Source organism: Bifidobacterium callitrichos DSM 23973 (assembly GCF_000741175.1).
In the GTDB taxonomy this organism is placed as follows: domain Bacteria; phylum Actinomycetota; class Actinomycetes; order Actinomycetales; family Bifidobacteriaceae; genus Bifidobacterium; species Bifidobacterium callitrichos.
Window position 1 is genome coordinate 44,990 of the sequence record NZ_JGYS01000008.1, and the last position, 17,727, is coordinate 62,716.

12 protein-coding genes and 1 CRISPR repeat array are annotated in these 17,727 nt (G+C 61.1%); of the genes, 10 read left to right on the plus strand and 2 right to left on the minus strand.

Annotated elements, in window-relative coordinates:
* The first annotated feature begins 14 nt into the window (after positions 1–14).
* The 8 genes from dnaX to BCAL_RS13190 all read left to right on the plus strand — a co-directional run bounded on the left by dnaX (position 15) and on the right by BCAL_RS13190 (position 11,590).
* Positions 15–2,867, plus strand: a complete 2,853-nt coding sequence (gene dnaX / locus BCAL_RS06105; RefSeq protein WP_043165627.1) for a DNA polymerase III subunit gamma/tau — start codon at positions 15–17, stop codon at positions 2,865–2,867.
* An 83-nt stretch (positions 2,868–2,950) separates the two neighbouring features.
* Entirely contained in the window at positions 2,951–3,553 is a 603-nt protein-coding gene (gene recR / locus BCAL_RS06110) for a recombination mediator RecR (RefSeq protein ID WP_043165625.1), read from the plus strand.
* A 180-nt stretch (positions 3,554–3,733) separates the two neighbouring features.
* On the plus strand, positions 3,734–4,498 hold the full coding sequence (locus BCAL_RS06115; protein ID WP_043165623.1) for an aspartate kinase: 765 nt from the start codon (positions 3,734–3,736) through the stop codon (positions 4,496–4,498).
* Positions 4,499–4,573: 75 nt separating this feature from the next.
* Positions 4,574–5,143 (plus strand): ACT domain-containing protein, encoded by a 570-nt coding sequence (locus BCAL_RS06120; protein WP_043165622.1) that lies wholly within the window; start codon positions 4,574–4,576, stop codon positions 5,141–5,143.
* A gap of 408 nt (positions 5,144–5,551) precedes the next feature.
* Positions 5,552–8,965, plus strand: a complete 3,414-nt coding sequence (cas9, locus tag BCAL_RS06125) for a type II CRISPR RNA-guided endonuclease Cas9 (protein WP_043165620.1) — start codon at positions 5,552–5,554, stop codon at positions 8,963–8,965.
* A gap of 9 nt (positions 8,966–8,974) precedes the next feature.
* Entirely contained in the window at positions 8,975–9,880 is a 906-nt protein-coding gene (cas1, locus tag BCAL_RS06130) for a type II CRISPR-associated endonuclease Cas1 (protein ID WP_043165618.1), read from the plus strand.
* Positions 9,877–10,209, plus strand: coding sequence for a CRISPR-associated endonuclease Cas2 (cas2, locus tag BCAL_RS06135; RefSeq protein ID WP_043165617.1), 333 nt, complete (start codon positions 9,877–9,879; stop codon positions 10,207–10,209). Before cas1 ends, cas2 begins: the two co-directional genes overlap by 4 nt.
* A 50-nt stretch (positions 10,210–10,259) precedes the next feature.
* A CRISPR array of direct repeats spans positions 10,260–11,066; the repeat unit is 36 nt; unit sequence CAAGTCTATCAAGAAGGGTGAATGCTAATTCCCAAC.
* A 329-nt stretch (positions 11,067–11,395) separates the two neighbouring features.
* Positions 11,396–11,590 (plus strand): hypothetical protein, encoded by a 195-nt coding sequence (locus BCAL_RS13190; RefSeq protein ID WP_152600333.1) that lies wholly within the window; start codon positions 11,396–11,398, stop codon positions 11,588–11,590.
* A gap of 286 nt (positions 11,591–11,876) precedes the next feature.
* On the opposite strand, the gene asd is transcribed toward BCAL_RS13190, so the two are convergent.
* Positions 11,877–12,971 carry an aspartate-semialdehyde dehydrogenase gene (gene asd, locus BCAL_RS06140; protein ID WP_043165615.1) on the minus strand — a complete coding sequence of 365 codons (1,095 nt, stop codon included), beginning with the start codon at positions 12,969–12,971 and terminating at the stop codon, positions 11,877–11,879.
* Positions 12,972–13,105: 134 nt separating this feature from the next.
* Here asd and BCAL_RS06145 point away from each other — a divergent pair, with 134 nt between their 5' ends.
* On the plus strand, positions 13,106–13,726 hold the full coding sequence (locus BCAL_RS06145) for a DUF5701 family protein (RefSeq protein ID WP_043165613.1): 621 nt from the start codon (positions 13,106–13,108) through the stop codon (positions 13,724–13,726).
* A gap of 67 nt (positions 13,727–13,793) precedes the next feature.
* Complete coding sequence (locus tag BCAL_RS12715; protein ID WP_081887304.1) at positions 13,794–16,151, plus strand: PASTA domain-containing protein; 2,358 nt, start codon at positions 13,794–13,796, stop codon at positions 16,149–16,151.
* 61 nt (positions 16,152–16,212) lie between these two features.
* On the opposite strand, the gene BCAL_RS06155 is transcribed toward BCAL_RS12715, so the two are convergent.
* Positions 16,213–17,640 (minus strand): metallophosphoesterase family protein, encoded by a 1,428-nt coding sequence (locus BCAL_RS06155; RefSeq protein ID WP_043165611.1) that lies wholly within the window; start codon positions 17,638–17,640, stop codon positions 16,213–16,215.
* Positions 17,641–17,727 lie beyond the last annotated feature (87 nt).

The following is a 17,727-nucleotide window of genomic DNA, read 5'->3' on the forward strand; positions in this document are numbered from 1 at the left end:
GTAGGTTGGAACATATGGCACTTGCACTGTATCGACGTTATCGCCCGGACACGTTCGAGGGAGTAATCGGGCAGGATCAGGTCACCGTACCGCTGATGCGGGCGCTGGACGAGGGCAAGCTCACTCACGCGTACCTGTTCTCCGGCCCGCGAGGCTGCGGCAAGACCAGCTCCGCCCGTATTCTCGCCCGATGCGTGAACTGCGAGAAGGGACCGACCTCGCATCCGTGCGGCGAGTGCGAGTCCTGCAAGGATCTCGCCACCGGCGGCCCGGGGTCGATCGATGTGGTCGAGATCGACGCGGCGTCGCACAACGGCGTCGACGATGCGCGCGAACTGCGTGAACGCGCAGGATTCGCCCCCGCACGCGACCGGTACAAGATCTTCATCCTCGACGAGGCCCATATGGTCACGCCGCAGGGATTCAACGCGCTGCTCAAGATCGTCGAGGAGCCGCCCGAGCATGTGATGTTCATCTTCGCCACCACCGAACCCGACAAGGTGATCGGCACCATCCGCTCGCGTACCCACCACTATCCGTTCAGGCTCGTTCCGGCCGAGATCATGGGGCCGTACCTCGAGAAGATCTGCGATGAGGAGCACATCAAGCCCGAACCGGGCGTGCTTCGGCTCGCGATGCGCGCCGGTGGCGGATCGGTGCGAGACACGCTGTCCGTACTGGATCAGCTGATGGTCGGCTCGATCGACGGCGTGATCACGCACGACGCCTCCGTGGCGCTGCTCGGCTTCACGCCCGAGGCGCTCATCGGCGAGGCGATCGACGCGGTGATCGACAGGAACGGCAAGGACCTGTACGCAGTCATCCAGAAGGTCGTGGTCGGCGGCTTCGATCCGCGCCGATTCGTCGAGGATCTGCTCGCCCGCGTGCGTGACCTGCTGGTGCTCACATTGGCGGGGGATCGGGCGGAAAGCGTACTGTCCGACACCGCCGAGGCCGAGGAGATGGGCGATCTGCATCGTCAGGCGGCCGCGCTGGGGCTTGGTGCGCTCACCGCCATGGCCGACATCATCAACGACACGCTGGGTGCGATGACCGGTGCGATCTCGCCGCGCATGCGCCTGGAGCTGCTGGCGGCGAGGCTGCTCGCCGGAGCGGAGACCGGATTCGCGGCTCCGGCCCCTGCCACGGTCGGCAGCGGCGCGGGCAACGGCATGGGGGGCGCGCAGGCTGCGCCCGGTGCCGGGGCTTCCGGTGGTTTCGCCGGTGCGGCGCGTAACGCCGGGGGCGCTCGCGGAAACGCCGGTGGCGTCGGTGGGTTCGCCGGTGCCGCGCGCAATCAACAGGCTGCTGCCGGTGCTGCTGCCGGTGCCGGCAAAGTCGGTATCTCGACAGCGGTGGCCTCGCATGGCGACGGCTCCGTGAATGCTGCGACTTCCGTCGCGACCTCGGCCTCGGCCTCGACCTCAAGTGTCGAGGCGCCCGTCAATGGGCCCGCGTCGACGACAGCCGGCAATAACACCCCTCAGGCCGCTGCCGCCGCCCCTGCGGCACCCGACAATCGCACTCCCGATCAGAAGTGGGATGCTCTGGTCGCGTCGTTGCCCGACGACGTACGCCGATACGTCACCCGCGACAAGGTGCTGCGCATCAGCCTGCGTCCGTACAAGCAGACCGGCCGGATGAGGCTGTGGCTGAAGTTCGACAAGCCCCTCAGCAAGTATGCCTTCGCACTGGCCGTGGCCTCCGAAGAGGTCGACGGCAGCAACAAGGTCGTGTCCATCCTGCGCTCCGAAGTGCGCAAGGTGTTCGGCGAGCAGACCGAGATCGCCCCGACCCCCACCACCGACGACGGTCAGAAGACACCGGCCTTCAGCAAACTGCCGATGGGTGAGCAGCAGCGCATCAAGGCGCAGCTGCTGCAGGAGAACCTCAAGGCGGCCGCCAGTCTGACCGCCACGGCCGAGTCTGCTGCTTCGTCGGGGAACGGCGGTCAGGAGTCGAGTCGTGAGCACGCCGCTCAGAGCGCGCATACGGCCGGCACCTCGTCGGACGATGATGAAGCTCACCGAGCTCGGTCCGCCGCACTGTCGGCGTTGGATGACGACGACCCGTGGGCGCATCCGACGCTGACGAAGCCTGCTGCATCACCGATCGGCTCCCCGGCCGGAGTCGGTGGTGACAAGAGTTCCAGCGGCAATGGTCCGAGTGCCAGTGCCGGCGAATCCAATGGGAGCGAACACCATCACAAGCATGTGGCGGTTCCCGATCTGAGTGACGGCATCGATCCATGGGCGCAGCCCGCAGCCATGCCTAAGCCCGGAAACGTCGGAGCCGGGCACGGCGTCGGTGATCGTTCGGTCATGCCTGGACAGTCTGAAACCGATACCGGCAACAATGCTCGGATGGCCGGACGTTCGGCTGGCACCCCGGCCGTTCCGGCCGCTCAGAATGGTCAGGGCGATGATCCGTGGAACCGTACCATGCGTCCGACAGGAGCGACTGGCTCTGGATCGCAGATGCCGGTTCCGAACGAGCCGGACGACCCATGGAAGGACGTGCCTCCGCCCAGCGAACCGGACGATCCGTGGAATACGCCCTCGGATGTTTCACGTGAAACACCGGCGAAGCCCACTGGCGCCGCAGGTGTTGGCGGCGGGGCGGCCGTTGATGCGGGGGCTGATCCTTGGAACGTCGCCCGGTCGCAGTCGCCCGCGTCTGCAGAACCGCAGGTCTCCGCGGACGAGGATGAATACTCGATGGACGACCAGTCGCTCGGCGAGGCCACCGCAATGGATCGGAACGAGCTGCTGCGGATGTTCGAAGTGAAGAAGGTCGAACAGTTCGCCGCCGACGATCCGCACAACCCGCGCAACGTCCATCCGGCACCCAAGCATGACGACGAGTGACGGGGCTGGCGCGAATGGCACGGAACGGCACTCGAGCGCGCACATGAAGACACGGAATGAACACGTGACAAGGAGGAACGGGCATGGCATTGGCCTATGACGGTGCGATCCAACGGCTCATCGACGCATTCAACAAACTGCCCGGCATCGGGCCGAAAGGCGCACAGCGCATCGCATTCTACCTGCTGAGCGCCGACGAGCAGGAGGCCGCGGCGCTCGCCGACGCCATCACCGAAGTCAAGGCGAAGGTGCGCTTCTGCGACATATGCGGCAACGTGTGCGAGACCAGCCCGTGTCCGATCTGTTCCGATCCGCGACGCGACCACACGCTGATCTGCGTCGTCGAGGAGCCGAAGGACGTGATGAGCATCGAGCGCACGCGTGAATACCGCGGTATGTACCACGTGCTCGGCGGGGCCATCAACCCGATGGCCAACGTCGGGCCGAGCGATCTGCACATCGCAGGACTGCTCGAACGGCTCAAGGACGACAGTGTCAAGGAGATCATCCTCGCGCTCGACCCGAACATTGAAGGCGAGGCGACCACCACGTACCTGAGTCGCCTGATCAGCCCGCTCGGCATCAAGGTCACGCGCCTTGCCAGCGGACTGCCGGTCGGTTCAGATCTTGAATACGCCGACGAGATCACGCTCGGCCGCGCGCTCGCCGGCCGCCGCGAGGCATAGGAGGACTCATTCGCCGTTCCCTCCGCGTGTCTCCCGGATGTCTCCCCGCCGTCCGCATGTTGGGTGAGCGGATGGGGTTCGAGCAGCGAAATCCTTATAATCGTGCCGCTTACGTAGAATAAGCGGACGGAATATCGAGGGGCGCATGCCCCGAAACCCCCAAGAGAGAAATGGACAGCAGTGGCTCTCATCGTACAGAAGTACGGCGGCTCGTCGGTCGCCGATACGGAATCGATCAAACGTGTGGCCAAGCGCGTCGTCGAGACCAAGAAGAAAGGCAACAAGGTCGCCGTGGTGGTATCCGCAATGGGAGACACCACCGATGATCTCATCGATCAGGCGCTGAGCATCGACTCGAACCCGCCCGAGCGCGAGATGGACATGCTCATGACCGCCGGCGAACGCATCTCGATGAGTCTGCTCGCCATGGCCATTCATGCGGAAGGCAGCCGCGCCCACTCCTTCACCGGACAGCAGGCCGGCTTCTTCACCGATGCCCGCTATGGCGCGGCCCACATCAAGGCCGTCAAGCCCGACCGCGTGAAGAACGCGCTGTCGCTGGGAGACGTCGCGATCGTCGCCGGATTCCAGGGCATCAACGCGAAGGGCGACGCCACCACGCTCGGCCGCGGCGGCTCCGATACCTCCGCCGTTGCGCTCGCCGTTGCGCTCGGCGCCGACATCTGCGAGATCTACACCGACGTGGATGGCATCTTCACCGCCGACCCGCGCATCGTGCCGACCGCACGCCGCATCCCCTACGTCGGCTACGACGCGATCCTCGAAATGGCATCCTGCGGTTCGAAGGTGCTCGCGCTGCGCTGCGTCGAATACGCGCAGCGATTCAACATGCCTCTGCATGTGCGCAGCTCCTTCTCCCACCGTCCCGGCACGCTGGTCGTTCCCGAGGGAGTCGACCCGCGCACGCTGCCGAACATCGACTGATCGGTCGAGATCACGTCGACGGCATCGCACCGACGGTATTGACAACACGTTTACGAAGCAAGACAAGGCAAGACAATGAGCGACAACAACAACGAAAAATCGATGGGCGATCTGTTCCCGGACCTCGGCCCCGAGGCTCCGGTCATCTCCGGTGTGGCGCATGACCGCAGCGAGGCGCTGGCCACCGTGCGTGGCGTGCCGAACGAGCCGGGCATGGCCGCGAAGGTGTTCACCGAGCTGGCGGCCGCCGGCATCAACGTGGACATGATCGTGCAGGCCGGCTCCTCCGCGGGCCTCGCCGACATCTCCTTCACCGTGCCGGAGTCGTCCGTCAAGGCGGTGGAGAACGCCCTGATCGATAAGCACGAGGAGCTCGGCTACCGTTCCTTCGATGTGGATACCAAGGTCGGCAAGGTTGCCGTCGTCGGCGTGGGCATGAAGACCCACTCCGGCCTCGCCGCCAAGTTCTTCCAGGCGCTGAGCGACCACGGCATCAACGTGCTGATGATCTCCACCTCCGAGATCCGCATCGCCGCGCTCGTGCCGCTCGACCAGCTCAACGACGCCGTGCGCGCCTTGCACACCGCCTACGGTCTCGACGCCACGCAGGTGGAGGCCGTCGTCTACGGCGGCACCGGTCGCTGAGCGCAGTGCGCTGACGTATAGTAACGATCCCAGTCGATTGTCACGCTGGGCGGTGGCCATTCCACGAGTATCTCGAAGATGCTTCCAGCCGGCGACCGTCACCCAGATAACATGCGAAGGGCCTTTTCTCCGCGATGTTGGTCTCCGCGAGGTGAGTCTGACGATCTTATGGGCTATAATGGGCTTTGCTAATTCTCAATAAGAGTGGACGAGTTAGCCACTTTGATTGCTCAACGGTCTCCAGATCGTAGGGGCGGGTGTTACACCCGTCCCGTTTTTTATGAAGGCGATTCTTAGACAGCTTCAGCCTCTCCTGCTGGCCATCCGTGCTCTCTGAAGTTCGCCTCGCATGCCAGCGGAATCAGGTAATATGGATGGCACTATTGTTCTCGGGGAAGAGGAATTCAGATGAGTGCAAAGCGTTATCGAGTGGGGATTGATGTTGGACTGAACTCGGTGGGATTGGCCGCCATCGAGGTTGATGACGCCAATACTCCGATACGTATTCTCAATGCGCAATCAGTTATTCATGACGGCGGGGTCGATCCGACGAGGAACAAGGACGCGGCTACGCGTAAGAGCGTTTCAGGTGAGAGCCGACGCGCGCGGCGAATGTTGCGTCGGCGTCGCAAGCGTCTTAACCAGCTTGATGAGTTGTTGCAGCGATTGGGCTATCCGATCATTGACCCTGAGACGTTGGACACTTTCGACGAGTGGAAAATACGTTCTGGCTTGGCCGATGTGTTTATTGAGGATGAAGCCACGCGCAAGGAAAACATCTCCATTGCCATCAGACATATCGCGCGCCATAGGGGATGGCGCAACCCATATCACCGCGTGGAATCGCTACTGGTGGATAATCCGTATTCGGAGCAATACCGTGAGCTGAAAACTCGAGCCGAGGCGCAGATCGGACATGCATTAGATGAGGATATGACATCGGCGCAGATCGTTATTGCAGCGTGGCCTCATAGGACAGTGGATAACGCCCGCTTGCGAACCAGCAGCAAGCGGGGCGAAGGCTTGCTGCCTTCCAAACTGATGCAGGAGGATAACGCCAATGAGCTCAAGCGTATCTTCTCTGTACAACGTGTTCCGGAATCAGAGGGTGATCTCCTATTCCACGCAATATTCCGCGCGAACTCTCCCAAGGGATCCGCGGAGAAACGAGTGGGGCGTGACCCATTTGATGCAGCACAGCCTCGTGCCTTGAAAGCATCGTTGGTGTTCCAACGATACCGGATCGCCAATGTGCTGACGAATCTCCGTATTCAGGAGAACAAGCAGGAACGGCCTTTGACGATTGAGGAGAAGCAGACGATTTTTGCGATGCTCGTCTCTGATGATTCGAAGGACATTACTTGGGGAGATGTTGCATCGCATCTCGGATATGAGCGGAGACAGCTTCGGGGCGTTGGGAAAACCACCGAAGACGGCGAGGACCGTATTTCCAGCACCCCGCCTCGACTGACCTCTTTCCAGAGGATATGCGAAGCGGACAAGAAGATCGCCAAGCCCTTGCAGGCATGGTGGCAAAACGCCTCAGGGCAGGCACAGGAGTCTATGATCAGACTGCTGTCCAATACGGTGGATCTGGATGGTGTCCATGGAGACATCTCATACGAGGAGGCGCTCGACTTCATCGATGGCCTTGACGATGAGGGTTTGAGCAGACTGGACTCCGTTGATCTTCCTGCAGGTCGAGCCGCATACGGCGAAGAGACGCTACGGAAGCTGACGGAACGCATGCTGACCACCAACGATGACCTGCACGCCGCACGTAAGGTGTTGTTCCACGTTTCTGATTACTGGAGACCTCCGGCAGATCCCATCGGTGCGTCATTGGGCAATCCCTCTGTAGACAGAGTACTGAGAATCGTCAGCCGATGGCTGTCAAATTGCCGTAATCGCTGGGGTACCCCTGTATCGGTACAGATTGAGCATGTGCGTTCCGCGTTCGATTCGGTAGCTACTGCACGGCAATATGAGCGACGAACCGGCAACAGGAGCGTCTATCGGTCTTCGCTGGCGAAGCAGCTTCGTGAGAGCGAACATCTTGACCGTGTACGTAGTGAGGATATTCGTCGTATCGAGGCGATTCAACGGCAGAACGGCGAATGTCTCTATTGCGGACGGCCGATTGCGTTCAGAAACTGCGAAATGGACCATATCGTGCCTCGGAAAGGTGCGGGATCGACTAATACGCGGACGAATCTGGCCGCTGTTTGCATCGAATGCAACAGGCTTAAGTCGAACATTCCATTTGCGGTGTGGGCGGACTCCGAGGCGGCACATGCTCGTGGAGTGAATTTGAAGGAATCCTTGCAGCGGGTCGATCACATGCTCTATGACAGGAACGCTGATACTTCGCAAACTTGGAGACGGTTCAAGCAGGATGTGAAGATCAGACTGAAGCAGACCTACAGTGATGAGCCAATCGACAATAGGTCCATCGAATCGGTCGCATGGATGGCCGACGAATTGCATCGTCGTATCGATTGGTATTTCAACGCGGGGCATTATCTTGAGGAGTGCGATGAGCTCCGTCCTCGGATTATGGTGGAGGTCCGTGTGTTCCAGGGGCGAGTTACAGCTCTTGCTCGTAGAGCGAGTGGTTTGGAAGGCAGGATTCACTTCTTTGGTGCTCGTTACAAGACCCGTTTGGACCGCCGTCATCATGCGATGGATGCTTCTGTGATCGCCATAATGCGCCCATCCGTGGCACAGACACTTGTGGAACGCGATTCATTGCGTGAGTCACAGTTGATTGCAGGACGACTGGCCAACGGTGAGCGGAGCTGGAAGGAATATCCGTATGAAGGCTGTCCGGGATATGTTCCATTCCAACAGTGGCGCGCGGCTATGGAATCGTTGTTGGAGCTGCTGAATGATGCCCTTGATCATGATCGGATAGTTGTCCGTCAGCCGATGAGGTTGCAACTGGGCAATTCGATAGCGCATGATGCGACGGTCAAGAAGCTACTCCGTGTGCGGCTTGGTGATGCCATGGATGCTGATCTGGTTCGCAGGGCGTCCACACCTGCGTTGTGGTGTGCTCTTACGCGTTTGCCTGATTTTGATGCCGCAGTCGGTCTGCCCGCGAATGATTCGCGGACGATTGCCGTGCACGGCGTCACGTACTCCGCCAGTGACGAGGTGGAGTTCTTCGACGGACAGTCGGCGCAACTCGCTGTCCGTGGAGGTTCGGCTGATATTGGTTCGTCGATCCACCATGCGCGTGTCTATCGGTGCTGGAAACAGAACGCCAAAGGTGTGCGCAAGTACTGGTACGGGATGATTCGCGTGTTCCAAGTGGATTTGCTGCGGGCGCGTGGCGCTGATCTGTTCTCGGAACCGTTGCCGCCTCAGTCGGTTTCAATGCGATGGGGTGAGCCTCGGACCGTACAGGCGGTGCAAGCCGGTAATGCCACGTATCTTGGCTGGATGGTTGTCGGCGATGAACTTCGTGTGGAGTTCCCTCGGGAGACCGCGCTTAATGGGCAGATCGGTGAGTTCGTGGATTGGTGCGATGGCTCTGATTCGGCAAGTACCGCTCAATGTTCATGGGTGTTGGATGGTTTCTTCTCGAACAAACAACTCAGGCTACATCCGAGACTGCTGGCATCCGAAGGGTTGATGAAACTCGGCAAAAATCAGGAAATACCTGATGGAGTTCAGAAAGTCGTAGCTAAGACGGGATGGATATCTACCGTAGATGTCTTTGGAGGCTTTTCCCCAACGGTGATTCGCCGTAACACCTTGGGCGAAGCGCGGTGGCGTTCGCAGTCCGGTTTGCCATGTTCATGGCGATGGTTTGACTAAGAGTGCATCATGCAGAGCCAGTGGCGGGTCGTTGATTGCACGGAGATGTCCGGCAATATCTCGTATGTACGGGGCTGTATGCGTGTACAACGGGATGCTGTTGATGAGCCGGTGGATGTTCCGTTATCTCAGGTGGCTGTCGTGCTGCTTGGGCTGCGAATATCATGCTCTGCCTCTGTATTGCATGAGATGGCCCGCTACGGGGTATCGGTCCTGTTGTGCGACTGGCGTGGAGTACCTGATGCGGCGCTTCACGCTTGGACGAATCTGCCGACTACGGTCACTCGGCGTCAATTGGCGCAAGTCGATATGACGTTGCCTCGTGGAAAGAATGCATGGGGTCGAATCGTCCAGGCCAAGATCCGCGGTCAAGCGGCATGCTTGGACGCGCTTGGAATTGATGGGGGAGGATTGTTGCGCGGCATCGCCGCGTCGGTCCGATCCGGAGACCCCTCGAATTGTGAAGGGCATGCGGCGCGGGAGTATTGGAAACGGGTGTTTCCAGCCGATGAGGAGTTCAAACGAAGCCCAGGTGACGGCCGAGGTCGTAACGCGCAGTTGGATTATGCCTATATGGTGCTGCGCGGTTTCGCGGTCAAGGCGGTCATATCGGCTGGGTTGATCCCCTCCTTGGGGATGCACCATCGTAATCGAGGCAATTACTTCTGTCTGGCAGACGACATGCTGGAACCGTATCGTCCGGCAATCGACCGGAGCGTTGCTGAATTGCGGGCGGAAGACGATCTATCGGATAAGAGTATAAAGAAGTATCTTGTTGAAGCTGTTAACCAGCAACTCAACGGGACCGGATTGACGATTCCCAGTTCGCTGAATGACTTCGCACAACAATATGGCTTGTACTGTGAAGGGCGTGTCGACCGACTCGCGGTGCCCGAATATGCGGGCATCGTATGAAAAGGGATGAGGACAGTGGCGGCATGTGGTGTTTGGTGATGTTTGACCTACCGGTCAAAACCAAGCAACAGCGTCGTGCTGCTACAGAATTCAGGAACATGCTGTTGGATATGGGCTACAGCATGGTGCAGTATTCGGTTTACGCCAGATACACTCCCACGCAGGCGGGAAACCGTTCGACGGTTCAGGCGATCAAAGCGGCTTTACCGGCACACGGATATGTGCGCGTGTTGCACATCAGCGATCACCAGTGGTCTTCGGCACTACGATTCTCCAACTCCGAACAGGACCTGGAAGAGGAGACTCCGCAGCTGTTCACGCTTTTCTGAATGAAGAAAGTGCTACAAACCGCAGAAAATGGCCCTTCTTGAGAGGCTATCAAGTCTATCAAGAAGGGTGAATGCTAATTCCCAACACGAAACTGCTGTTCGCTTCGGACTCGGCAAGTCTATCAAGAAGGGTGAATGCTAATTCCCAACCGGTCCGGGTTCCTCATGGTGGGCCGCTCAAGTCTATCAAGAAGGGTGAATGCTAATTCCCAACGAAACGAGCGTGGTGTCGTGGCCCGCGTCAAGTCTATCAAGAAGGGTGAATGCTAATTCCCAACCTTTCACACAGCAAGCCGGACTCCGCGTCCAAGTCTATCAAGAAGGGTGAATGCTAATTCCCAACCTCGTGGAGCGGTGGACCTACCGGCAGGCAAGTCTATCAAGAAGGGTGAATGCTAATTCCCAACTCAACGCCCACGTGGTCTTATGACCAATACAAGTCTATCAAGAAGGGTGAATGCTAATTCCCAACTCGTGCGTCGCCGGGACTTGCACCCGGCCAAGTCTATCAAGAAGGGTGAATGCTAATTCCCAACAGGTGGTCGAGTAGGTGGTCGGTGAAGTCAAGTCTATCAAGAAGGGTGAATGCTAATTCCCAACCCGACGAGGCGCAAACGTTCGGCGGCATCAAGTCTATCAAGAAGGGTGAATGCTAATTCCCAACGAAGCACTCGGGTACTGTTCGTGACGTTTCAAGTCTATCAAGAAGGGTGAATGCTAATTCCCAACGAGTCCCGAGGATATTCGCGAGGATACGCAAGTCTATCAAGAAGGGTGAATGCTAATTCCCAACGCGTGTTTGTGTGTATCGCGCGTAGGTACAAGTCTATCAAGAAGGGTGAACGCTAATTTCCAACCCGTATCCTGCGTGAATTCATTGCTGAATTGACTGTCTCTTAGACCCGTTTCGTGGCCGGCTGTATTGCGATTATGGACGCGCTGCGTGCGCGTCATGCCGGCCCGCCTGTCGGCTTGCACGTTGCCTACAAGCAGCTCCGCCGCTTGCTTCACGGCAACGCCCCGACAAGAGGAACCCTGACAAGAGGAGTCAGGATGAGACCAACGAATTTTCCGGCGCGAGATGTTAGACGCTCGGCCGCGCCATCATGAACCGACTCAATTGCGCCGCTCTCCCGCACCACTTCAGCCATGCCGCCCGGTTGCGCCCCTGTCTGTGCCCCCGGCGGTGCCGCTCAACGCAATTTTCGTCGATTTTGGCGTTGAGCGGCACGACGATACGTCGTTACTGCCTCGCCGTCGTTTTGACATGTTGTCAAAACGGCTATTTTCCAACGATTCTGCAATAGCCAGTATTCCAAAAACTGCCTCTGCCGCCGCCTTGTCTGCCGTTCAACGTAAAAAATCGCCGAAATTGCGTTGAGCGGCACGGTTTTCTGCCACTCAACGAACATCAACCGATTGACATGCGCTGAGTGGCAAACTCATCGCGCATCTCGCTCCGATCCGGCCCGCGAAGCGGGTCTGGGGGGCAGTCAATTCAACAATGAATTCGCACCGTAGGATACTGCCGGGGCAAGCAAGCCAGTCGGCGACAAATCTATTGCCGATTCAATGTGTGGTATGAAAACTATGTGGTATGAAAAACCGGGTATCGCGGAACCGTGTGGGAAACGCGATACCCGGCTGGGGCTAGTGCTGATCAGCTGCTACTTCTTGGTGATGTAGCCGAGCGCCTTGAGCATCTCGGCGCATTCGAGGGCGCCGCCGGCGGCGCCGCGCAGCGTGTTGTGGGCGAGTCCGACGAACTTCCAGTCGAAGATCGAATCCTCACGCAGACGGCCGATCGACACGCCCATGCCGCCCTCGTAGTCGACGTCCAGCTTGACCTGCGGGCGGTCGTCCTCGGTCAGGTACTGGATGAAGTGCTTCGGCGCGTGCGGCAGCCCCAGTTCCGCGGCACGGGAGGTGTAGTTGACCAGACGGTCGATCAGCTCCTCCTTCGTGGCCTTCTTGCCGAAGTTGATGAACACGGTGGCGGTGTGGCCGTCGAGCACGGGCACGCGGATGCACTGCGAGGTGATGCGAAGCGGTCCGTCGAACGGCACGATCTCGCCCTTCTCGTCATCCACGTGACCGAAGACCTTGAGCGGCTCCTTCTCGCTCTTGGCCTCCTCGCCGGAGATGAACGGGATGATGTTGCCCACCATCTCGGGCCAGTCCTTGAACGTCTTGCCGGCGCCGGAGATCGCCTGATAGGTGCTCACGACCACCTCGTGCGGCTCGAACTCCTTCCACGCGGCCAGCGCCGGCGTGTACGCCTGGATCGAGCAGTTCGGCTTGACCGCGATGAAGCCGCGCGTGGTGCCGAGGCGCTTGCGCTGATGCTCGATCACGGCGAAATGCTCCGGGTTGATCTCCGGCACGACCATCGGCACGTCCGGGGTCCAGCGGTGGGCGCTGTTGTTCGAGACGACCGGGGTCTCGGTCTTCGCGTAGCGTTCCTCGATCGCGCGGATCTGATCCTTCGGCATGTTCACGGCGGAGAACATGAAGTCCACTCCGGCGGCGACCTTCTCGGCGTCATCGCCGTCGACCACCGGCATGTGCTTGACGTACTCGGGCATCGGCGCTTCCATCTTCCAACGGTCGCCGACCGCCTCCTCATACGTCTTGCCGGCGCTGTGCGCGGATGCGGCGAGCGTGGTCACCTCGAACCACGGGTGGTTCTCAAGCAGCGTGATGAAGCGCTGACCGACCATACCGGTGGCGCCGAGGACGCCGACCTTGAGTTTCTCGGACATAACAACCTCTTGGGATAGATGGGTGGATACAACGTGACGTAACCGTCAATTCTACGGAACACATCATGGCTCCGGGCCGTTTGCCCGCATGGTGACTGGTTCGTCGGTTCCCGGCACGGCGGTAGGCTGTAAGCATGTCGATTGCATCGGAAGAAGCGAAGAACCAACTCGATCGAATCGTAGCCCTGGGATACCCGGATGTGGCGGATATGAGCGCGGCGGCGTTCCGTTCCCTCGCGCGCCCGCTGATCGAGGCGCTCGAGCAGTCCGATCTCGGCGCGGACATCCTGCTGGTGCCGACGCGTGAGCTGGTCTCGCCCGAATCGCTGATCGCCCGAACCTCGATCAACCGTATGGCGGGATTCACGACGATGCCGCCGCGCGACATCGCCAGCTTCCTGCCGCAGGACGGTTTCGAGCCGCCGGAGGGACCGTTCTACCTCGTCGTCGAACCGCATACCGGCACCTGCTACATCAACCGTGAGCCTGACGTGGCGCGTAAGCTCATCGACTCCGACGAGCGCATGCCGCTCACGCTGGAGGAGGGTCTGGCGATCGCCACGCAGCACCCCGAATGGCTGCTGGAGAAGAACGGGTTCAACCTGCTCGGATCGCGTTCGGCCGATGGGCGCGTGCCGAGCATCTGGATGAGCCAGAACGCGCCGAGGCTCGGCGCCGTATGGCCGAACTCGCGTCACACATGGCTTGGCAACGCCTACTGCATCGCCCGCCGAGGAGTGAGTCTGTTTCGATAGAGGGAACCGAACCGCGGTAGGCTAGGCGGGGAGACATCATCGAGAACCATGAGAGAGAAGGTCGAAGATGTTCTGTACCGCATGCGGCGCCGCCAATGACGACGATGGCAAGTTCTGCACATCCTGCGGATCGCCGTTGAACCATCCGGAACCGACGGGGGCGTCGGAACCGGCCGGCCCGACGGCTCACGAGCCGGCGTCGTCGGGGATCCCACCGGTCGGACAGGGCGGTCCGGTTGGCCCGGTAGGCGACGGGCCCGCAGCCGGTGCGGCCCGCAACCGTCTGCCGCTGATCATCGCCATCGTCGCGGCGGTCGTGGTCGTCGCCGGCGCGATCGCCGCGTTCCTCACCTACCGTGCGGAACTGTGGGGCGGCAAGGCGCTACCCGATCCCGCATCGATCACCTCGCAGGTCTCCTCGAAACAGAACGGCAAATCTTCGGTCACGGCCAAAGCCATCGCGGATGCCCTGCACGCGAAAGGCCTCGCAACCACAACCGTGCGTGAATTCTCCGGCGAAAGTCGTGGCGCATTCCTCGGCTATGTGGGTGCGAAACCCGGCGAGCGCGTTCGCACCGACGTCACCGTGACCATCCGCGAATCAGCCGGACCAGGCGTCCCCAGAAACGTGATCGGCAAGCGCGCGGAGCAGACCGTTTCGACGCTGAACGGCATGGGCGTGCCGGTCCACTACAAGCAGATCATCGTCAACGATACGAAGAAGATGCCGGAGGGGACGATCATCGCGGCGTATCCCACCGCAGGACAGGCGGTGCCCGAAGACGGCAAAGATGACGGCATCTACGTCGGAGTCGCCACGAAGGGCAACGGCATCGGAGCCGATATTGTCGGCGGCGATCGGGATGCCGTACGTTCCCAGCTCGAATCGAAGGGCTATAAGGTGACGCTGGTGCCGCGATTCGCGTCCAAGGATCGCATCGGCAAGATCACCGGATCGAATCCCGCACCCGGATCGCCGGTCTCCTCGGGCGCCGCGGTCACCCTGTACTACGGCATCGACGCGAGCGGCGTGAAGGAGGCGTACACGATCCACAACTCGCCGGAGACCGGAGCCGCCAGCAACATGCTCGGCACGTCGGCGGTGGCGGCCGGAACGTGGTGCCGCAACGACGGCGACTGCATCACGTTCGACGCCGGAGCCGAGACCGACAGCGCATACGACAAGGGCAGCATCACGTACCAGAAGGGACGTGACGGACAGGACTACGGCGAATACGGCGGACTCGTGTCCTGCGACGCGATCCAGCAGCCGTACTGCAGCAACGACAGGGCCGACTACCTGATCACGCAGAACTACGGCGCGTTCGAACTGATGCCGCGCGAGAGCCTGACCGACTACTGGTGCGGCGAACGGCGCGTGGACACGAACGGGGTGGGCATGGGCACGTGCGTGAACGGGTCCCTCGATCAGAACAGCATGTCGTCGACGTACTCCGGCGCCACATACCGCATGCAGGACTACTTCGTGGTCGTACCGGTCGGATCCGACCTTGACGGGCTGGAAGGCAAGGGATTCTTCGACAAGGATGCGCTCGCCGATGCGAAGAAAGGCAAGGCCGTGGACACGGATCGGCCGTTCCTCCTGTACCGCGATCCGAAGCTGTATTCCAAGACCAGCGTGCCGATGACCGACACGATGGCGCAGAACCCGTTCCTGCCGTTCAACGGATACAGCGGCAGCAGGGATGCGGTCATGAAGATGAAGCCCGCACCGAGCGACTCGAGTGTCTACTATCTGGTCGAGCAGGGTGGCGACTACGACTGGCAGTCGCTCGCCGATGCCACGGTGAAGGGTGCCAAGACGACCGAGGATGCCGATTCCTCGTCGACGGGATCCAAGCAGTCCGAGGAATCCGCCGAATCCGCCAGGAAGACGTACACCAATGATGAGATCATCAGCGCGGCCGACAAGGGCGATTTCACTCCTATCGCCGGAACCTATTGCCTGAAGTCGGGCAAGAGCTGCGTCACCTTGGACAAGACCGGTGCGCTCTCGCTGAAGAGCGGTGACAAGCCGCTCCTGTACGAGCATCCGACGAAACTGCGGTATCGACCCGACGGTTGGAGCGCGTATACCGGTGGTACGACGCGGTTCCTGGATCTGACCGCTCCGAATGACGACTACCAGTGCACCACCAGGGACGGGGCAAGCCATTCGGGTGCGTTCTGTGCCAGCGACGCCTATTTCAACCAAGGCGGCGATGAGGCCAGCATCTCGCAGCGTCCGGTGAATCCGCTGTATATCTTCAAAGGCTCGTCGTTCGACGTCGCCAACGGCGATACGCCGTTCGATCCCGGGCAGGGCGTGATGACGTTCAGCGCGGACAGGCCGTGCCTGTACTTCATGGGGTACCACATGAACACCGCGCCCACCGAGCAGACCGCGTATTACCTGCAGGAGTGATCAAGAGTGATGAAGTAATGAGAAGGGTCTTAAGGGGGTTGAGACCCTTCTCAGACCCTTCTCAGCGACGCCGTAGGAGGTGACGCAGGGGGAGGGTGATGGCGTAGAGCAGGGCGCCGGCGAGGGCCGCGGTGGTGGCGAAGACGGCGGGGCGGCGCAGCTGGTCGCGGGCGCTGACGCCGTCGGTGACGCAGTGGTCCTCGAACCAGACGCGCAGTTCGTTATGCGAATAGCGGCCGACCAGTTCACCCCACGTGAGCATGCGCGTGGTGTACGTGGCCGGGTGATCCTCGTGGAACTCGAACAGACGGATGCCACGCAGTCGCGACTTCGGGCCGTAGCATTCGAATCCGCAGGTGGGCGCGTATCCCAGATCGATGCCGTCGTCGTGTCCGACGAACGAGTTCTTGTGATCATGGCCGCAGAAGAGGGCGAAGTAGCCGCCGGCATCGCGCATCGCATCGACCTCGCCCACGTTCTCGTCGGCGCATCCGATGCCCTCGCCAAGGCGGGAGCCCGGACGACACTTCGATTCATCAAGCACGAAGCATCGCCCGGAGAAGGTGCGCGAGCCCTCCACGGCGTTCGGCGTCCACGCCGGAACCTCCTTCAGCACGTCGTAGAACTCCTGCGGCGGAATGTGCTGGAAGGCGATCGCGGGCACCGGCTTGCCGTCGCCGTTGCGCGCGGCCAGTTCGTGCTGCACGTCCGCCAGCCAGGCGATCGCCTCGGGGGAGGGCGTGCCGTAGCCGTCGGAGTCGGCCAGATCGAGGCCGCGGGGGTTCGTCGCGTATAGCGGATACTGCGCGTCGCGTTCGGCGGGGGTGTCCTTGTCCGCGTAATCGCCCGAATTGACCATCATCACGCTCATCGCGATATGACCGGAACCGTCGGAGGATTCGACCGGCATCGCGAACGTGCCCGGCTCGAACGCGAGCGGATCGGGGCGCGGCGCGTCGGGCTCGTCGGAGGCGGGCGCCGGCGGGTTGAGACAGCCGGGGAATTCGCGGTAGATGTCGTCCTGCTCCTCGGCGAGGATGCCGCACTGGAAGTCGTGGTTGCCGTAGGTCGCGGCGAACGGCACGCCGGCGTCGACGACCGGTCCGAGGAACGCGGCGAACGTGCGGCGCACCTTGGCGCGCGTCTCGTCCATCAGATCGGCGGGCGTGATGACGTCGTCGACGGGCGGCACGTCGGGGTTGTGGCGTTCGGCGATGCGGCGCTTGACGCCCTGCAGCTTCGCCTCGATCTCGGTGACGACGCGCACGCGCGCGCCCGGCTGCTCGCCGCGGCGGCGCAGGAACGTATCGATGTATGCGGGGTCGTAGCCGCGGATCTGGTCGCCGGTCAGCACCACCAGATCGGGATCCGCCTTGCGGATCGCCTCGCGGATCAGACGGATCGTGTCGGGATCGACCTCGGGCTTGTCCTGGATATCGGCCATCTGCAGCACACGAAAGGTGCCGTCCTCGCGGAATCGCAGTGTCATGACTCCAATGTAGCGCGAGGTGTGGCGCGTGATGGCGGCTGTGGCGGGGCGGGCGCGGCGCACGCACGGTGGAGTCGCGCGGTGTGA

Bases quoted from the DNA above. Each gene is read 5' to 3' on its own strand.
- BCAL_RS06120 (WP_043165622.1), top strand. From the start codon at position 4,574: ATGAGCGACAACAACAACGAAAAATCGATGGGCGATCTGTTCCCGGAC.
- cas1 (WP_043165618.1), top strand. From the start codon at position 8,975: ATGCAGAGCCAGTGGCGGGTCGTTGATTGCACGGAGATGTCCGGCAAT.
- dnaX (WP_043165627.1), top strand. From the start codon at position 15: ATGGCACTTGCACTGTATCGACGTTATCGCCCGGACACGTTCGAGGGA.
- asd (WP_043165615.1), bottom strand. From the start codon at position 12,971: ATGTCCGAGAAACTCAAGGTCGGCGTCCTCGGCGCCACCGGTATGGTC.
- cas9 (WP_043165620.1), top strand. From the start codon at position 5,552: ATGAGTGCAAAGCGTTATCGAGTGGGGATTGATGTTGGACTGAACTCG.
- BCAL_RS06145 (WP_043165613.1), top strand. From the start codon at position 13,106: ATGTCGATTGCATCGGAAGAAGCGAAGAACCAACTCGATCGAATCGTA.
- cas2 (WP_043165617.1), top strand. From the start codon at position 9,877: ATGAAAAGGGATGAGGACAGTGGCGGCATGTGGTGTTTGGTGATGTTT.
- BCAL_RS12715 (WP_081887304.1), top strand. From the start codon at position 13,794: ATGTTCTGTACCGCATGCGGCGCCGCCAATGACGACGATGGCAAGTTC.
- recR (WP_043165625.1), top strand. From the start codon at position 2,951: ATGGCATTGGCCTATGACGGTGCGATCCAACGGCTCATCGACGCATTC.
- BCAL_RS06155 (WP_043165611.1), bottom strand. From the start codon at position 17,640: ATGACACTGCGATTCCGCGAGGACGGCACCTTTCGTGTGCTGCAGATG.